The 17715-nt window shown below is 72.5% G+C and carries 15 protein-coding genes and 1 pseudogene; 12 read left to right on the top strand and 4 right to left on the bottom strand.

The annotated features are described in order from the left end of the window. Positions 1-112 precede the first annotated feature (112 nt). From AC067N_RS37755 to AC067N_RS37740, 4 genes are all read left to right on the top strand, one after another. Positions 113-730: a TMEM175 family protein gene (locus tag AC067N_RS37755; RefSeq protein ID WP_478683476.1), complete on the top strand. Its 618-nt coding sequence runs from the start codon at positions 113-115 to the stop codon at positions 728-730. Positions 731-1609: 879 nt separating this feature from the next. Continuing rightward, positions 1610-2731: a DNA alkylation repair protein gene (locus tag AC067N_RS37750; protein ID WP_478683475.1), complete on the top strand. Its 1122-nt coding sequence runs from the start codon at positions 1610-1612 to the stop codon at positions 2729-2731. A gap of 669 nt (positions 2732-3400) precedes the next feature. Continuing rightward, positions 3401-5479: a SpoIIE family protein phosphatase gene (locus AC067N_RS37745; RefSeq protein ID WP_478683474.1), complete on the top strand. Its 2079-nt coding sequence runs from the start codon at positions 3401-3403 to the stop codon at positions 5477-5479. A 132-nt stretch (positions 5480-5611) separates the two neighbouring features. Continuing rightward, on the top strand, positions 5612-6181 hold the full coding sequence (locus AC067N_RS37740; protein WP_478683473.1) for an AMIN-like domain-containing (lipo)protein: 570 nt from the start codon (positions 5612-5614) through the stop codon (positions 6179-6181). A gap of 320 nt (positions 6182-6501) precedes the next feature. Here the strand turns inward: AC067N_RS37740 and AC067N_RS37735 are convergent. From AC067N_RS37735 to AC067N_RS37720, 4 genes and pseudogenes are all read right to left on the bottom strand, one after another. Beyond that, a pseudogene (locus AC067N_RS37735) lies at positions 6502-7077 on the bottom strand (nuclear transport factor 2 family protein); the annotation flags it as partial. A 301-nt stretch (positions 7078-7378) separates the two neighbouring features. Beyond that, positions 7379-8188, bottom strand: a complete 810-nt coding sequence (locus tag AC067N_RS37730; RefSeq protein WP_478683472.1) for a hypothetical protein — start codon at positions 8186-8188, stop codon at positions 7379-7381. Continuing rightward, a complete protein-coding gene (locus AC067N_RS37725) occupies positions 8185-8553 on the bottom strand; it encodes a TraR/DksA C4-type zinc finger protein (protein WP_478683471.1) in 369 nt (122 codons plus the stop codon). The genes AC067N_RS37730 and AC067N_RS37725 overlap by 4 nt, the downstream gene beginning before the upstream one ends. A gap of 54 nt (positions 8554-8607) precedes the next feature. Beyond that, complete coding sequence (locus AC067N_RS37720) at positions 8608-8937, bottom strand: TraR/DksA family transcriptional regulator (RefSeq protein ID WP_478683470.1); 330 nt, start codon at positions 8935-8937, stop codon at positions 8608-8610. A gap of 342 nt (positions 8938-9279) precedes the next feature. On the opposite strand from AC067N_RS37720, the gene AC067N_RS37715 reads away from it, so the two are divergent. From AC067N_RS37715 to AC067N_RS37680, 8 genes are all read left to right on the top strand, one after another. Continuing rightward, a complete protein-coding gene (locus AC067N_RS37715) occupies positions 9280-10260 on the top strand; it encodes a HAMP domain-containing sensor histidine kinase (protein ID WP_478683469.1) in 981 nt (326 codons plus the stop codon). After that, positions 10235-10945, top strand: coding sequence for a response regulator (locus AC067N_RS37710; RefSeq protein ID WP_478683468.1), 711 nt, complete (start codon positions 10235-10237; stop codon positions 10943-10945). Before AC067N_RS37715 ends, AC067N_RS37710 begins: the two co-directional genes overlap by 26 nt. A 169-nt stretch (positions 10946-11114) precedes the next feature. Beyond that, complete coding sequence (locus AC067N_RS37705; protein WP_478683467.1) at positions 11115-11516, top strand: hypothetical protein; 402 nt, start codon at positions 11115-11117, stop codon at positions 11514-11516. 72 nt (positions 11517-11588) lie between these two features. Continuing rightward, on the top strand, positions 11589-13853 hold the full coding sequence (gene secD, locus AC067N_RS37700; protein WP_478683466.1) for a protein translocase subunit SecD: 2265 nt from the start codon (positions 11589-11591) through the stop codon (positions 13851-13853). A gap of 175 nt (positions 13854-14028) precedes the next feature. Continuing rightward, positions 14029-14769 carry a restriction endonuclease gene (locus tag AC067N_RS37695; RefSeq protein WP_478683465.1) on the top strand — a complete coding sequence of 247 codons (741 nt, stop codon included), beginning with the start codon at positions 14029-14031 and terminating at the stop codon, positions 14767-14769. A 348-nt stretch (positions 14770-15117) separates the two neighbouring features. Further along, a complete protein-coding gene (locus tag AC067N_RS37690) occupies positions 15118-15681 on the top strand; it encodes a snapalysin family zinc-dependent metalloprotease (RefSeq protein WP_478683464.1) in 564 nt (187 codons plus the stop codon). A gap of 250 nt (positions 15682-15931) precedes the next feature. Continuing rightward, on the top strand, positions 15932-16735 hold the full coding sequence (locus AC067N_RS37685; RefSeq protein ID WP_478683463.1) for a VOC family protein: 804 nt from the start codon (positions 15932-15934) through the stop codon (positions 16733-16735). 144 nt (positions 16736-16879) lie between these two features. Then, a complete protein-coding gene (locus AC067N_RS37680; RefSeq protein WP_478683462.1) occupies positions 16880-17503 on the top strand; it encodes a calcium-binding protein in 624 nt (207 codons plus the stop codon). Positions 17504-17715 lie beyond the last annotated feature (212 nt).

Here is a 17715-nt window from a genome sequence, read left to right as displayed (position 1 = left end):
AACCCCCGGCCTCGGCGTGTCCCGCTGACGCCCGCATCCTCCGGCGGGCGACTCGACTTTCCCGCGCGTCGTTGACCGCCCGCGCGGGGGCGGGGCTGCTAACACAGGTGCCATGAACGCAAGCCCCGAGCGGCGCAGAGCCCGGCCCCCAGCGGATCTCATGCCGAGGGACAGGATGCTCGCCCTCACCGACGGTGTGACGGCCATCGCCATGACGCTGCTCGTGCTGGACATCGATCTGCCCGACGGGCTCGAGGGTGCCGAACTGCGCGAGGCGCTCGACGACGTCCAGTCACAGGTGGGCGCCTTCGTGCTGAGCGCGGTGGTGATCGCGCTGTTCTGGCGGGCCCATCACGCGGCGGTGCGGAACGCGGAGGGGATCGACCTGTACGCGTTCTGGCTCCATGTGGCGTTCCTGGTGCTGGTGTCTCTGATCCCGTTTCCCACCCACGTCCTGGAGACGTACGGCGACCGCTTCCTCGGTCCCGGCCTGTACGGTGCTGTCATCGGCGCGGCCGCACTGGTGCTGTACGGGCTCGAACTGCACGTGATCCGTCCGTCGGGCGCCAACTGGCGCACCGTCCCGCTCCCCGCCCAGGCGATGGTGTTCCTGGCCTCGGTACCCATCGCGCGCATCTCGCCCCTCGCCGCCATCTACAGCTGGGCTGCCAGCGTGCCCCTGTCCGTGCTGGCCGACCGCATCGCGGCACGTGCTCGCGAACGGTCCTGATCAGAGCCGTCCGGCCGTCCGGGCAGACCGGCGGCAGTCCGGGTACCGGCTCCCGCCGCGCCGGCCGGCCGACGCCGCGCCCGACCGCAACACGGTCAGCCGGTGTCGCGGATCTTCCGGCGGGACCGGAGCCGCCCTGCGGAATTCGGCCACCGTGTGGCGCGATTCGATTCTCTGACTTCTCGGTTCACGTCAACCGGGTAATTTGATCCGGAAGGAGGGGAGCGGTCGTATCCCCGGAATCCACCCCTTTGCCGGCGACATTCATTCCAAGGGGCCGGATTGCTCGCCGGGCGTGCTTGCGGTGTCGGCGTTCTCGGGTGTGACGTGAGCATTGCTCGGGCGGTAACTCCCCGTCTGAAGCGGGCGTGTCGGCTGATTTTGGGGCGTGTATGTTCCGTCGTGACATTCGGAGTAAAGAATTCCTGCGCCATGTCGCCGTGCTGCTCAATGGGCGCCTCGCTAACCATCTCTTGACCTTTGTCGACTGATACTCATAGCCTTCACTTCGATATCGGCGCCGTCGGCCACGAGCACCGGAACCGGCCCCGATCACCCTTCGGGTGCCTGAACTGAAACACGGGGGATCGCGTGTACGACGCCGTTTTTGCGGGCGACCGCTGTGCGCGGCTCACCGGTCGCCATGCTCCTGGCATGTCTCGACGCCGGGTCCCCGTCGGGGGACCGATGTGATCGCCTCCGAAGGCCGGGTGCCGGGCATCCGCGGACGGGAGGCGACGGCCCGGTACGGGAGTTTCGGGCCGGCGGGGCGTTGGTCATCGACCCCAGGGACACCCCGGCGCGCCCGATGTCCAGGGCCCGCACCCATGATCACCACCGACAGCCATCACTCGTACGAGACGAAGAGGCCCGAGCACCATGGCCGGCGACTACGGACTGAAGCGACACTTCAACGGCGAGGCCGCGCGCCTCGTCGGCGGCAAGGTCCGGGCCGTACACCCCGACTTCGACGTCGAGGGGTACGCCGCCGAGGTCGAACAGCGCATCCCCGGCAAGGAACTGAAGGACCGGGTCCTCGTCCTGACCGAGGGACTGCGCGGCCGGCTCCCCGAGGACTACCCCACGGCCGTGGCCGTGCTGGTGTCGATCCTCGGTGACGAACTCGCCGAGGGCGAGGGCATGTTCAACACCAGCTGGTTCCTCATGCCGGTGGCCAGGTTCGTGGAGGAGTACGGCCGGGACCACCCCGAGGTGTCCCTGGACGCCATCGAGGAGATCACCCGGCGCCACACCGGGGAGTACGCCGTCAGGCCCTTCGTCGAGGACCACCACGAGCTGACGATGAAGCGGGTCGCGCGGTGGGCCCGCAGCCCGAGCCACAACGTACGGCGCCTCGCCAGCGAGGGGATCCGCCCGCGCCTGCCCTGGGCCCGCACCCTCGACCTCTTCGTGAAGGACCCCCGGCCCGTCCTGGAGATCCTCGAACCCCTGCGCAGCGACCCTTCCGAGTACGTTCGCAGGTCCGTCGCCAACAACCTCAACGACATCTCCAAGGACAACCCCGACATCGCGCTCGCCACCGCGCTGCGCTGGTTGGAGGAGAGCCCCACCCCCGAGACCGACCGGATCGTGAAGCACGCCTTGCGCACCCTGGTGAAGAAGGGCGACCAGCAGGCCCTGGCCATCCTCGGGGCGACGGGCGGCGAGCTCGTCCAGGTGTCCGGACTGCGCGTCACGCCCGGGGCGGTGACCGTCGGGGACACCCTCCTCATCGACTTCACCGTGGAGAACGGCGACGACAGGCCGCACAGTGTGACCGTCGACTACGTCGTCCACCACGTGCGCAGGAACGGCCGCAGCATCCCCAAGGTCTTCAAACTGACGACGCTGCGACTCGCCGCCGGCGAGCGGCGGGCCGTGCAGAAGTCCCACCCCGTCAAGGAGGTACAGACCCGCCGCTACTACGCCGGGGAGCACGCCGTCGACATTCAGGTGAACGGCCTGGTCAAGGCCACCGAGCGGTTCGACCTCCGCACATGAGCGGCTTCCGGCCACCTCGGCGTCACCGATCCGCTGGTCCGCGACCACCGCATCGGTGACTCACCGGTCGCGCCGGCCGTCCGACCGGACGCCCGTACGGACCGTCCGCAACGTCCGACGGCCGGACCGCGTGCTGACGCTGGAGAACATCACGTCCCGTGCACCCCTGCGGGTGACCGGCCCCGGCGTCGACCTGCGGGTGGGCACCGCAGACGACGGGCCATGCCCGGCCCTCTCCGCCTGCGGCGACGCGGGCGGCGCCGGTCGAGCACGGCGCGCGCCCCTGGGGGAGCCCCTGCCGTCGCCCCCACCACGTCGGCTTCGACCCGCTCACCGGTCGGACGTCCGTCGTGTGACAGGACCCTGTGGTTCTGCCGCCCCTGTGCCGGCCGCGCGAGTCTCCGCCTCGGCCGCCTCGCTCGCGCCCCGCGTGCCGACGAGGCGCGGACCGTCTCCGGGGCCCGCGGCCCGCGGGGCATCGTCACACCCGGTCATGGTGCACCCCTCCGGTTGCCGGCTCCCGTGTGAGTGACGGCTCGGGGAGCCGGACCGACCCGCCTGACGTGGACGGTGATGGCGTGCGGTGGCGCGGGGTCAGAGGTATGACTGACAGGGGGCCCGGCAGCAGGGGACCGGTTTCCCGAGCTGCCGCCGGAAGGAGCGTCCGGTATGCCCGAGCCAGAGTCCCGGGCCGGGAGCGGCTCGCCGGACGGCATCACTGCCGCGCCCGGCGGGCTGCTCGACGTGCTGCGCGTGGCGGCACTCGTCCTGGGTGGCGACGGCCGGATCGCGCTGTGGAGCCCTGAAGCGGAGTCACTGCTCGGATTCTCCGCCGCTGAAGCACTGGGCCGGGACGCGGGCGCCCTGCTCGTCGCCCCGGAGAACCAGACGCGGGCGCGCGAGCTGTTCAGGAGCGTACGCACGGGGGCGCGCTGGGCGGGGGTCTTCCCGGTGCGGCACAAGGACGGCTCCACCCGCCGGGTCGAGTTCCGCACCATGCAGCTGCGTGATGCCGACGGCGACATCTTCGCCCTGGGCCTCGGCACCGACGCCGAGACCGTCCGCAACCTGGAGCGCGACCTGGCGCTCTCCCACATCCTGGTCAGCCAGTCCCCGGTCGGGATCGCGGTCTTCGACACGGACCTGCGATGGCTGCGGGTCAACCCGTCGCTGGAACGCCTCAACGGCGTCCCGGAGGAGGCCGTGCTGGGCCGCCGCGTCGGCGAGGTGCTGCCCGCCCTCGACGTGGAGGCCATCGAGTCACGGATGCGGTACGTCCTGCGGACCGGTGAGCCGCTGATGGACCAGCAGACCGAGGGCCGCACGGCCGCCGACGACGAGGACCGCGCCTACTCGGAGTCGTACCACCGGATCGAGGACGCGAACGGGCGGGTGCTGGGCCTCGCGATCTCCGTACTGGACGTCACCGAGCGGCAGCGGGCGGCCGCCGAGGTCGCCCGGGCCCGGGAGCGGCTGGCGGTGATCGCCGACGCCGGCGTCCGCATCGGTACGACTCTCGACCTGCGCCGGACGGCACGGGAGCTGGCGGACGTGGCCGTGCCCCAGCTCGCCGACGTCGCGGCCGTGGACGCACTGGACACCGTGGTCAACCCCGGCGGCACGGCCGCGCCGCGGACGGACGGCTCCCTCGACTTCTGGGCGCTCGCCCTCAAGGCGAGCCGTCCCACCGGCGCGACCGAGGCCGCCGACCCCGTCGGCCGCCCCGCCCTGTACAGCCCGTCCCGGGTGGTCACCCGGTGCGTACGGGAGGCACGGCCGATCCTGCTCGCACACGTGGACGATCCGGCGCTACTGTGTATCGCGCGGGACGACTCCGCCGCCGGGACCCTGCGGCGGGCCGGTGTCCACTCCTATCTGGCCGTCCCCCTGATGGCCCGCGGCGAGGTGCTGGGCACCCTCAGCCTGAGCCGCACCGCCAACCCCAGGCCCTTCGACGACCAGGACCTCACCCTCGCCGTCGAGCTGGCCGCACGCGCCGCCATCTCCATCGACAACGCGCGGCTGTACGGACGTGAACGGGACATCGCGCTCACCCTCCAGCGCAGCCTGCTCTCCCAGACACCCCCGCGGCACAGTGGCATGGAGGTGGCCTCGCGCTATCTGCCCGCCATGAGCGAGGTGGGCGGGGACTGGTTCGACGTGCTGCCGCTCAGGGACGGCAGGGTCGGACTGGTGGTCGGCGACGTGATGGGCAAGGGTGTGCACGCGGCGGCGATCATGGGCCAGCTCCGCACGGCCACCCGCGCCCTCGCCCGGCTCGACCTGCCCCCGGCCGAGCTGCTGCACCACCTCGACGGCCTCACCGCCTCGCTCGGCGACTCCGACACACTGGCCACCTGCCTCTACGTCGTCTGCGACCCCCGCCGAGGCCGCTGCGAACTCTCCCGTGCGGGCCATCTGCCGCCGGTCCTGGTGGGCCCGCACGGGAGAGCGGAACTCCTCGACATCGCCGGCGGAGTCCCCCTCGGGGTGGGCGGTGTCCCTTTCACCGTCGGCGAGCACGAACTCGCCGAAGGGGCCCTGCTCGCACTGTTCACGGACGGCCTGGTCGAGAGCCACGCGATGTCCGTCGACGAGGGACTGCGCAACGTGCTGCGCGTCCTGGACGACACCCGTCTCCCCCTGGAGGAGACCTGCGACCTGCTGCTCGCGGCCCTCACCCCCGAGCCGGACGACGACGTGGCACTGCTCCTCGCCCGGCGCGGGAACGGCCGTCAACAGGAGTAGGGCGCAAGGAGACACCGGGCGCCGGGAAGCGCCGGCTTGGATCTCCCCATTTTCCAGTGAGCGGAGTGCAACCTTCCGGCCCGTCCGAATGTCTCCCCTGATGTCGGACATTCGCACCCTTGGGGGGACAGGATGACTAGAAGCAGGACGGTCTGCGTGACCGCGGTCCTGGTGACCGCCGCACTGGGTGCGGCCGCCATGCCGAGCGCGGCCGCTCCGGCCGCCGCTCCCCGAGCTGCGGCCGCGTGCCCGACCGGATGGGGCAGTCTCGCCAAGACGGACTGGTCCAGCACGTCGGGCGAGTACATCACGAACGCCAGGACCGGTCGCCACGACTGCTACGACCGGTTCGTCGTCGACGTTCCGGGCGCCTCGGCCGACCAGCTCGGGTACACCGTGCACTACGTCGACCGGCTGATCCAGGACCCGACCGGCGAGCCCATCCCCGTCACCGGCGGCGCCATCCTGGAGGTGATCGTGAGGGCACCCGCGTACGACTCCGGCGCTCCCACGTACCCCGGCAAGGTCGGCAAGCCGCTGCCGGGCGTGAACCTCACCGGATACCGCACGTTCCGGGACGCCAAGTTCGGCGGCTCCTTCGAGGGCCAGACGCAGTTCGGACTCGGGGTACGTGCCCGTCTCCCCTTCCGGGTGCTGCAGTTTGACGGGCGCCTCGTGGTGGACGTGGCCCACACCTGGTGAACCACCTCCGCCGGCCGGGCCGACCGCTCCCCAGCGGTCCCGGCCCGGCCCCGGTCACGGCCCCTGCGCGGGACTGCTACCGCCCGTCGGCGACTGGGGGCCGTTCCGCTGGTGACCGCCGGGTTGTGCTGGTAGTACCGCGGATCCCAACTCTCGTCGATCACCTTCACGTCGCCGTCGGAGAGCCTGCGGTACGCGGAGACTGCGAACCTCCGGTTCCGCTCCTCCTGTTCCTCGGACAGGGCCGGTGCCCCCCGCGGGTACCGGTACCTGTCGCTGAACAGTGAGTTCCCACTGGCCGTCTTCGCCGGGACGGTCTGCGTGATGCCCCAGTGCTCGGCCAGCTTGCCGTTGCCGATCCGGTACAGGTCCACCCTCGCCTCGCCGGTCGCCTCGTTCTCCGGGGTGGCCGACGCGTGCCAGTGCACCGCCACCAGGTCGCGGTCGGCCGCCACGTGCTTGACGGTGGCCACCGCACCGGGAATTCTCGCCTTCAGATCCTTGAACTGCTCGACCAGTCCGTCGGCTCCGCCCGGCACCGACTTCTCGTGCTGCACGTAGCCGGGGGCGGTGAGCTCCTTCACCACGTCGGTCCTGTTCCTGTCGAACCCCTCCGAGTACAGGCGCAGCACGAGCGCTTTGTTCCGCTTCTCGGGGGAGTCCGATGACGGGCCGGCCGCGGCGGACGTCGAGGCCGAGCGGTCGGCGGACGGGCTGCTGCAAGCGGTCGCGAGGCAGGCCACGGCGGCAAGCCAGGGCAGAGTCTTCCGGTATCTCACTGGTGTCTCCTGCGTACGGTCGGACGAGGACGTTGACAATGCGTCAGGCGGGACAGGCGCTGCGACGGATGGGCCATCAGGCGCTCCTCGGGGTCCTGGCCTGCGTGTCCATCCCATCCCGGCTCCCACGGGCAGGCACTCCGCCGAGCAGCGGTACGACCCCCGCCGACAGGCCGGAACCGGATCCTCCGAAAGTGGCACCCGCGCCACGTCAGGCAACCGCCCCCCCTCTCCCGCTCCGGGCGCCCGGACGGCGACGCCCGGAGGACGCGGGGCGGCTCGCACCGACGCAGAGACGTGGCCGGAGCGATCGCCACGAGGACGTCGATCACGGCACGGTCCGCTGTGCGCCTCGACGATGTCTCCTTCTCCCTGGGTCTCCTTCTCCCTGGACGAGGGGGAGACCGCCGCCGTGTTCCTATGCGCTGCCGGCCGAGGGGTGGGCGTGCGCGGACCGCAGGAAAGCCGCGGCACCGCGCAGGGCGGCCGTGTGCGGTGCGGGGACCACTCGCATCGACGTGTGCAGGCTGCCACCGAGCCGATAGGTGATGTCCGGGCGCAGCGCGCCCCCGCCGGCCAGGAGCGGGCCCCGGCTCAGGGCGTCGGCGGTGAGGGTCGTGCGATCCTGCCGGAGCATCGAGATGATCATGGCGGTGACCCCTTCGACGATCTCCTCGGGGGCACCGGCACCGGCACCGGAGACGTCGGCGGTGCCCAGGGCCGTACGGCGGGCGTCGAAGACCAGGCCGTCGCACAGGAGCACGGCCTCGGTGAGATGGGCGCCGATGTCCACGACCAGCAGCGGGCGCGACAGGTCGGCTCGTGCGGCCAGGGCTACGGCCCGCGCCGTGGGGACGGTCAGCACCGCGCGTGGACGCAGAACCTGTACGGCGGTGCGGGCCCGCTCCCGGTAGGCGGGGCCGTCCAGCACGGGCGTCGTGACCACCACCAGGGGGCGGATGATGCGGGGGAGGCGGTGGCCGAGCAGCCGGTCGAGCATGCGGGCCGTTCCGGGGACGTCCACGATCGTGCCGCGCTGGATCGGGTACACCGCGTCGGCGCCCGGACGGGTGACGGTCGGGACGTCGAGGATCGGGCCGCGGCCGGCGACCCAGGCGCGGGTGCGCAGGCTGCCCAGGTCGAGGGCGAGGCCGCAGCACCGCCGGCACAGCGGCCAGGGCCGGTGCCCGGCCGGGGAGGAGCCGCGGGCGCGGCGGATGACGGTCATCGTCCCGCCTCCCGTACCTGCTGGCATCGTGCGCAGTAGCGGGCCTGCGGTACGACCACCAGACGCTCGCGTTCGACGGGGCGCCGGCACAGATGGCAGATGCCGTAGCGGCCCTCGGCGATACGCCGCAGCGCGGCCTCGACATCGGCGAGGACCATGCGCGCGGAGGCGGCGAGCTTGACGTGGACCTCGTCCTGCGCCGGGCAGCGGCGCCGGAGCAGATCCTCGGCACGGGACGCCGCGGCGATCTGCCGCAGCTGTTCCCGGCGGAACAGAAGTTGTTCGCGCAGGTTCTCCTGCAGCGCGGCGAGGTCCTCGGGCGACAGGTGCGTGGCCCGGTCGCGGACGGTCTGACGGTTCACCACTTCACCCCTTGTGAGCAGGGCGGGAGACAGTAACGCGCGGGACGGCGCGGTGGATCAGGCGGCGGCACGGCGCTGGCAGGCGACGCAGTACCGGGTGTAGGGGAGGATCTCCAGGCGTTCCACCGGAACAGGCGCGGAGCAGCCCACACACGTGCCGTAGGAGCCCTCGTCGATGCGGGCGAACGCCGCGTCGATCTCCTTGAGGACCTTGCCGATCGCATCGGCCTGCGCGGACATCAGGGGGTCCTCCGCGCTCTGCCCGCCGTCGCGGAGCGCCCGGAGCTGGGCGATCCGGCTGTTGCGGGCGTGCTCGAGTCGCTGGCGAGCGTCGTGGGCGGTCAGCCGTCCGGGGCGGGGGTCGGTCCGGGAGGTGTCCAGAGGCACGGGAAGGTTCCTTTCCGAAAGGGGGGCCGGGCGCAGCAGTGGCCGCCCGGTGTGGCGCCGTACGGGCCGGCCGTCCGGGCGGCTCGGTCACCTTCGACTCTGGTCGTTCGCCCACCGGAAGCCCATCGGGCGCCGGACCCATTTCCCCGGGGCCGCGGTATCCATGTGTATGGGTATCTGCTGACCTCCGATATGGGTACCGTTCCCCCTCCCCTCCTCCTGGAAAACAAGGCAGAGTGGGTGGGGAGTGGTCACAATCAGAGGCTTCGAGTTTTGCCCGGGGCCTGTGATGACCGACAGTGGAGGGGAAGAGGCCGGGCCGCGGAGGGAGGCGTTTACCGGGTGTCGTTGTTCTGGCGGATCTTCGGGCTCAACGCCCTGGTGCTGGGCACCGCGACGGCGCTGCTGCTGTGGGCTCCGGTGACCGTCTCCGTGCCGGTGCTGCTGACCGAGGCGCTCATCCTGCTGGGCGGACTCGCCGTCATGCTGGTCGCCAACGCCGCCCTGCTGCGTCTGGGCCTGGCCCCGCTGGACCGGCTGACCCGGCTGATGGCCACCGTCGACCTGCTGCGGCCCGGGCAGCGGCTGCCCGTGCCCGGCGCCGGCGGCGAGGTGAGCAAGCTGATCCGCACCTTCAACGCCATGCTCGACCGGCTGGAGCACGAGCGCGCCACGGCGAGCGCCCGGGTGCTGCTCGCCCAGGAGGCGGAACGCCGCCGCATCGCCCAGGAACTGCACGACGAGGTCGGACAGAGCATGACCGCGATCCTGCTGGTCCTCAAACGGGCCGCAGACGACGCCGACGAACCGCTGCGCGACGAGCTGCGGCAGGCGCAGGAGATCACCCGGGACGGCCTGGACGAAGTCCGCCGTTTGGTGCGCCGCCTGCGCCCGGGCGTTCTGGACGACCTCGGCCTGGTCAGCGCCCTGACGTCCCTCACACAGGACTTCGCCACCCACACCGGGCTGCACGTCGTACGCCGCTTCGACACCGACCTGCCCGCCCTGCGGCCGGAGACCGAACTGGTCCTGTACCGGGTGGCGCAGGAGAGCCTGACGAACGCGGCCCGCCACGCCGACGCCCGTCGCGTCGAGGTCGGCCTGTGCCGCGCGGGCGAGGCGGTGGTGCTGGAGATCGCCGACGACGGCCGCGGCATCGAGGCTCCGTGCGAGGGCGCCGGCATCCGCGGCATGCGCGAACGGGCCCTGCTGGCGGGCGCCGCCCTGGACCTCACCTCCACGCCCGGCACCGGCACCAGGATCCGCCTCACCACCCCGTCCCCAGAAAGCGGTGACCATGTCCGTCCCGGCCCCGCCTCCTGAGCCCACCGAGGCATCGGCACCCCGCACGGCCGCGGCCACGCCGATCCGCATCCTGCTCGCCGACGACCACGCCCTCGTCCGCCGCGGCGTACGCCTGATCCTGGAACGGGAACCGGACCTGCGGGTCGTCGCCGAGGCCGGGGACGGCGCGGAGGCCGTCGAGGCGGCCCGCGGCCAGGACATCGACCTCGCCGTCCTGGACATCGCCATGCCGCGGATGACCGGCCTGCAGGCCACCCGCGCGCTGGCCACGTTCAAGCCGGGCCTGCGCATCCTGATGCTGACCATGCACGACAACGAGCAGTACCTGTTCCAGGCCCTCAAGGCGGGCGCCTGCGGATACGTGCTGAAATCCGTCGCCGACCGTGATCTGGTCGCCGCCTGCCGCGCCGCGATGCGCGACGAGCCGTTCCTCTACCCCGGCGCGGTCACGGCACTGATCCGCAACTACCTCGACCGGGTCCGCCACGGGGAGGAGAACGCCGAGCAGCTCCTCACCCCCCGCGAGGAGGAGGTGCTCAAGCTCGTCGCCGAGGGCCATTCCTCCAAGGAGATCGCCGGCATCCTCGTCATCAGCATCAAGACCGTGCACCGCCACCGGGCCAACCTGCTGCAGAAGCTCGGCCTGCGCGACCGGCTGGAGCTGACCCGGTACGCCATTCGCGCCGGACTCATCGAACCCTGACGGCCCGCCTACCGGCACCTGCTCAGCCACGGAGGCCGACACCCGCTCAGCCACGGGAGCGCTGACGACGGCCGGGCGGGGTGGCCCGCCGTGGGTGGCCCGCCGCGGCCGCCGGGGGAGCAGGCCCCGGACCGTCACCCGACTTCGACCAGCCAGAAAGGGACGGCGCATGCGCCCGGCACTCCGCGCCGTCCCGGCCCCGGGCAGGTTCGCGGCGGCACTCGTGCTGCTCCTCGCCGCCCTGCTGACGGCGATACCCGCGCCCGCAGTCTCTGCCGCGGACACCGGTCCCGGCACCGCGCCCCGCCCGGCCGCCGCGCATCAGCACATCGACCCCCGCGCGGACGCCGCGTGTGCCCTCGACTGCGCGGTCCAGGCAAGGGCCCGGCAGCACCATCCAGGCGAGCGCCCCTCACTCCCGGACCACCACGCCACGGACCCCCGCGGTCCCGCCCTCCCCCCGACCGACGACGCGACGTACGCGCCCGCCCCGTCCCCACACCCGGCCTCTTCCCCCGGCCGGTCGGCACACGACCGGGGACGGGCACCTCCGGCGACCGACGGCATCTGACCGAACCCCTTCCTTCTTCTTCCGTCGCGGCCCGCGCAACGGCTGCCGCGGCATGCCCGCCGGAGGCTCGTCTTGAAACGCCACACCCATTCGCTGCGCACCCGTGCGCTGCTCGCCCTCGCGGTGATCGCCGGATCGCTGGCCATCGCGCTGACCGTGCCGGTCCGCCTCGGACTCGACCTGCGCGGAGGCAGCCAGATCGTGCTGGAGACCCGTTCCACCCACGCCGCCGAGGCGAACCGCGAGGCCACCGACCGGACCGTTGAGGTACTGCGCGGCCGCATCGACGCGCTCGGCGTCGCCGAACCCACCCTCGTCCGCTCCGGCGACCACCGCATCCTCGTGGAACTGCCCGGCGTGCAGGACCCCAAGAGGGCCACCGACGTGCTGGGCCGCACCGCGCAGCTCACCGTTCACGCGGTCCTCGGCCGGGCCAAGGCCCCCGACACGGCGGCGTCCTCCGCGGAACCCACCGCCGAACGTGTGCTGCCGGACGAGACCGGGCAGCCCCTTCGCCTGCGGGCGGCGGCCCTGACCGGTCAGGACGTCAAGAGGGCCGACGCCCGCCTCGACCAGCAGACCGGCGCCGGGTGGCACGTCACCGTCGACTTCACCGAGACCGGCCGCGACCGCTGGACCGGGATCACCGCCCAGGCCGCCTGCCACCCCGTCGGCGACCCGCAACGCCGTATCGCCATCGTCCTCGACGACAAGATCATCTCCTCGCCGCAGGTCGCCTCCGAAGTGACCTGCGGTGCCGGCATCGCCGGCGGCACCACCCGGATCACCGGCTCCTTCGACGACACCGAGGCCCGCGAACTGGCCCTGCTCATCTCCGGCGGCGCCCTCCCCGTACCGGTCGAGGTGATCGAGCAGCGCACCGTCGGCGCCACCCTCGGCGACGCGGCCGTCACCGCGGCCGCCTGGGCCGCCGCCATCGGCACCGTGCTGACCGCGCTGTTCGTCATCGCCGTCTACCGGCTCATGGGCCTGCTCGCCACCCTCGCTCTGACCTGCTACGGACTGATCTCCTACGCCGCGCTGGCCGCCCTCGGAGCGACCCTGACCCTGCCCGGTCTCGCCGGGTTCGTCCTCGCCATCGGCATGGCCGTCGACGCCAACATCCTGGTCTTCGAGCGTGCCCGCGAAGAGCACGCCACCCGCAGCCGCCCCAGCACCCGCTCGGCACTGGCCGCCGGGTTCCGCGGGGCGCTGAGCGCCATCGCCGACTCCAACATCACCACCCTGATCGCCGCCGGCCTGCTGTTCGCCCTCGCCTCCGGCCCGGTGCGCGGCTTCGGCGTCACCCTCGGTATCGGCGTCCTCGCCTCCGTGATCAGCGCCCTGCTGATCACCCGTGTGCTCGCCGAGTACGCCGCGAGCCGCCCCGCCGTCCACCACCGCCCCCGCGTCACCGGCATCGCGCACACCGGCTGGGTCCGCGACCGTCTGCTGCGCCGCGGCCCGCACCTGATGCGGCACCCGCGCCGCTGGCTGGCCGTCTCCGCCGCCCTCCTCGTCGTGACCGCCTCGGGCATCCTCGTGCGCGGCCTCGACTTCGGCATCGAGTTCACCGGCGGCCGCCTCGTCGAATACACCACCAGCACCCCCGTCGACCCCGACCGGGCGCGCACCGCCCTCGCCGACGCCGGATTCCCCCGCGCACTCGTCCAGTCCTCCGGCGACGTCCAACTCACGGTCCGCGCCGAGGACCTGACCGACTCCGAGACGACCACCGTCACCGAGACCATCGCCGGGCTCGGCGGCGACACGGAGAAGATCCGCGACGAACTGATCGGCCCCACACTGGGGGAAGAACTGCGCCGCAACGCCCTCATCGCCCTCTGCCTCGCCCTCGGCGCCCAACTGGTCTATCTCGCGATCCGCTTCCGCTGGAGGTTCGCCACCGCCGCCGTCGGCGCACTCGGCCACGACGTGCTGATCCTCACCGGTGTGTTCGCCTGGCTCGGCAAACCCGTCGACGGCATCTTCCTGGCCGCCCTGCTCACCGTCATCGGCTACTCGGTCAACGACTCCGTCGTCCTCTTCGACCGCATCCGCGAACTCCTCGGCCGCGACCGCACCGCACCCCTGGCCCGCCTGACCAACCGGGCGATCCTGCAGACCCTGCCCCGCACGGTCAACACCGGCACCGGCGCGGCCCTGATCCTCACCGCCCTCGCCGTCCTCGCCGACGACGCCCTCACCGACTTCGCCCTCGCCCTGCTCATCGGCCTGGCGGTCGGCACCTACTCCTCCGTCTTCACCGCCGCCCCACTCGCCATCGGACTGCACCCGAGTCCTCTCGCCGAGCCGGCGGCCCGTAAGAGCCCCTGACCGGCGGTCGGTTCGGACCAGTACCGCCACCACCCGCCCGGGTCCTCCATGTTCGACCGCTGCGTGGGGCTTTCCCGGTGCTCCGACTGCCGGGTCCACACCGGACGATGAAGGTCCCGATCTTGGGCAGACGGTGGGGAGTGATCTTTCCCATCGGTTCCCAAGGGGGCATGGCGTGACCGTACCTGCGCGTCGTACTTCGGCTGCGCGCGGCCGGCACCGGTTCGACCTTCGCTCGACCGCCTTGTTCTTCGTCATCCTCGCCGTGTTCCTGGGCGTTCTGGGGCTGGCGGCCCGCATGGTGGCCGGTGCCGTCGAACGGCGGCCCGGCTGGGTGTTCGTGCTGGTGGTCGTGGGCGTCGCGGGCCTCATGGGCCTGCGGCGCCGGCTGCATGTGGCGCGGGCGGCGCGCCGGGCCGCAGCGGCACTCGACGAGGCGGCGCGGGAGGCGGCCGACGAGCTGGAGGCCGGCATGATTCCCCGCCAGCGCCCGCCTGTCGAGGTCGATCCCGGCTACGAGTCCCTGACACCGGAGGAGTTCGAGGAGGCGATCGCCGCGCTCTGCGAGCGTGACGGTTGCTCCGACGTCGAAGTCGTCGGAGGGGCCGGTGACTTGGGCGCCGATGTCGTGGCGGCCACCCCGGACGGGCGTCGCGTCGTCATCCAGTGCAAGTACTACGGCAAATCGAACCGGGTCGGCTCGCAGGACCTGCAGCGATTCGGCGGCACGTGCTTCACGGTCCACGAGGCCGATGTCGCCGTGCTGGTCACGACCAGCGACTTCACTGCGCCGGCGGTGGAGTACGCCGACCGGTGCGGGATCGTGTGCGTGGACCGGGAGGCTCTGCGGACCTGGACCGACGGCACCGGGCCTCGTCCGTGGGAAGTCGCCTCGACGGGTCGGGTAGCCGGATAGCGGAATGCCCGGCCGAGGGTGGGCCGAATGTTCGGCTGAGGGTGGCCGGTTGGCCGGCCGAGGTGGCCGGCCTCTGGGGCCGGGTCCGTCGGCCGGAGGAAGGCCGGGGCGCTCCACGGAGCCGTGGCGCCCGGGGACGGGGGAAGCCGTGAGTGACCGTCCGTCCACCGGGTCGCCGTGCATCAGCGCGGCGGCAGCCCAGGTCATCCCGGATCAAGGCGGGCGGCGGGGTGCGGACGCATCCTGCCGCATGCCGCCCCGGATTGACGGATTCACCGCCATCGTCGCCGGGCAGTGACCCTCAGAATGTCATGAGCACGACTACCTTCCCCCACAAGGAGGTCGAACATGCACATCCGTACGCTGGCCGGCGGCCTCGCCGCGGCCATGATGGTGTCCCTGTCCCTCGCAGGCGGCCAGGCCGTGGCCGCTCCCCCCGCCGCGACGGAAGTCCGCACGGCCGCCCGCGTCCTCACCTATGACGCCGGCGGATCCGCCGAGTTCAGGAGCGCGGTCGACCGGGGTGCGGCGATCTGGAACGAGAGCGTCGACGCCGTCGAACTGCGTCCGGCCGCCGCCGGGCAACGCGCCAACATCCGGGTCGTCGCGGACAACGGCTGGCCGCGCGCCCTGACCACCTCCCTGGGCAACGGAACCGTCTACATGGGGCGTCAGGCCGTCGAACAGGGTTACAACACGATCCGCATCTCCGCCCATGAACTCGGGCACATCATGGGCCTCCCCGATCGCAAGCCCGGTCCGTGCTCGAGCCTGATGTCCGGATCCAGCGCGGGCACCGCCTGTACGAACCCGTACCCGAACGCCGCGGAGAAGGCGGAAGTCGAGGAGAACTTCGGCGGCGGCCTCGCCGGACCGGCCCCGGCAGTGGCGACGGGGGTCACCGTGGACTGACGCGCGCCGGCACCACACGAGCGGAACGTCGGGGGCCCGGCACCCGCACAACGCCGAGCAGGCGGGTGCCGGGTGCCCCGGACGCCGTCGACCGGCTCCCCCCGGCCCCGAACCCCAGGTGGGACCGCGGGGGTGCCGGAGGCCCTTGCGGTCCCTCCGCGGCGGCCGGCGGGCCGCGGCGGCCGTCGACGCGCGCACGTCGGTGCCGGGTGTCAGGGTGAGTCGCAAGAACTTGAGAAAGGGACTTGCCGTGATCACCACCGACCTCACCCCGGGCTCCCCCTGCTGGCTCGACCTCGGTGCCCCCGACGTCCGGGCCGCCGCGGCCTTCTACAAGGCGGTGCTCGGCTGGGAGTACGAGCCCATGGAGGAGGCGGAAGGGGAGGACATGGAGGGCGGCATGTTCCGCAAGGACGGCAAGGTCGTCGCCGGACTCGGCAAACTCACCGAGGAGGGCGCCCGCTCCGCCTGGATGATCTACTACGCCGTGACCGACGCGGACGCCACGACCCGGACGGTGGAGCGCGCGGGCGGCACGGTGCGGGTGGCGCCGAGGGACCTCGGCGACTGGGGGCGGATGGCCCAGTACAGCGACCCGCTGGGGGGCCAGTTCGCCGTCTGGCAGCCAGGGAACGACGCGGGCTTCGAACTGGCGGACGAGATCGGCTCGCTGTCGTGGACCGAGCTGTACACGAGCGACGCCACGGCCGCCAAGACGTTCTACGGCGAGGTCTTCGACTGGCGGTTCGGCGAGATGGAGATGCCGGGCGGCGACGGCACGTACATCCTCATCACGCCCGCCGGGCTTCCCGACGAACGCATGCAGGGCGGCCTCATGGAGGTCGCCGAGGAGGATCTCGCTCTGGCGGACGGGCGGCCCTACTGGCACCCGGTCTTCGCCGTGGCCGACTGCGACGCGGCGGTCGCCAAGGTCACCGGGAGCGGCGGCAGCGTGCAGATGGGGCCCGTGGACGCGGAAGGCGTGGGCAGGCTCGCCGTCTGCCTCGACCCGTCGAACGCGGACTTCGTGCTGCTCACCCCGGCCCCCAACTGATCCCGGCAAGGCGTACGGCGCCCCGTGCCCGCTCGGCGCGCAGGCGGTAATTGGGGGCCAGGCCCCCATGTCCGCGGCTCCGCCCCGGCCCAGGATGGATCGCGGCAAGACCAGCCGGTTTCATCAGGGGGAACAGGAGGAGCATTGAAGATCTCCATGCGCGGCGCGGTACAGGCAGGTGTGACGGCCGTGGCGGTGGGCGCGGCCACGGTGCTGTCGGCAGGGCAGGCGCATGCTGCCACCGGTGTGCGGGCGGACACGGTTCGCATCCATGTCAACGCCGCGGCCGGAAAGGCGAACGACCTCGCCATCACCCGCTCCGGCAACACCGTGACCATCAGTGACGGCGGTGACGCCGTCACCGCCGGCCCGGGCTGCACGCAGATCGACCGCGACACCGTCACCTGCCCGTACGCCAACCGCACCCTCACGCTCGACACGGGGGACCTCGGGGACATCGTCCTGGTGACCGGCAGCCTGCCCGCCGACGTCAGCGGTGGCTCGGGCGACGACATCATCACCCTCGACCACACCGCCACCGCGAGGACCTTCCTGAACGGCCAGGGCGGGCACGACAGCATCTTCGGCGGCGGCGGGGTCGACCACATCACCGGTGGCGCCGGGGACGACGTCATGTTCGGCAGGAACGGCGACGACCGACTGGACGCCGGTGACTTCTCCGTGGGCAACGACCGTTCCTTCGGCGACGCCGGCACCGACACCTGCACGGGGGACAACGGCGACCTGAAGGACGGCTGCGAACGCTGAGGGCCGTCCCCGCGATCGCCCACACGTCGTGCCGTCCGCGGTACGAGGCCGCGGGCCCGCGCGCGACGGGTCGTGGGGGGGGGGGGCCCCCCCCCCCCCCCCCCCCCCCCACCCCCCCCCCCCCCCCCCCCCCCCCCCCCCCCCCCCCCCCCCCCCCCCCCCCCCCCGGCGGGGCGGCGCCGCCCGGGGCGCCGGCCCGCCCGGGCCCCCCG

Source organism: Streptomyces sp. NPDC042364 (assembly GCF_056437585.1).
This window is presented reverse-complemented; position numbering and strand designations above follow the sequence as displayed.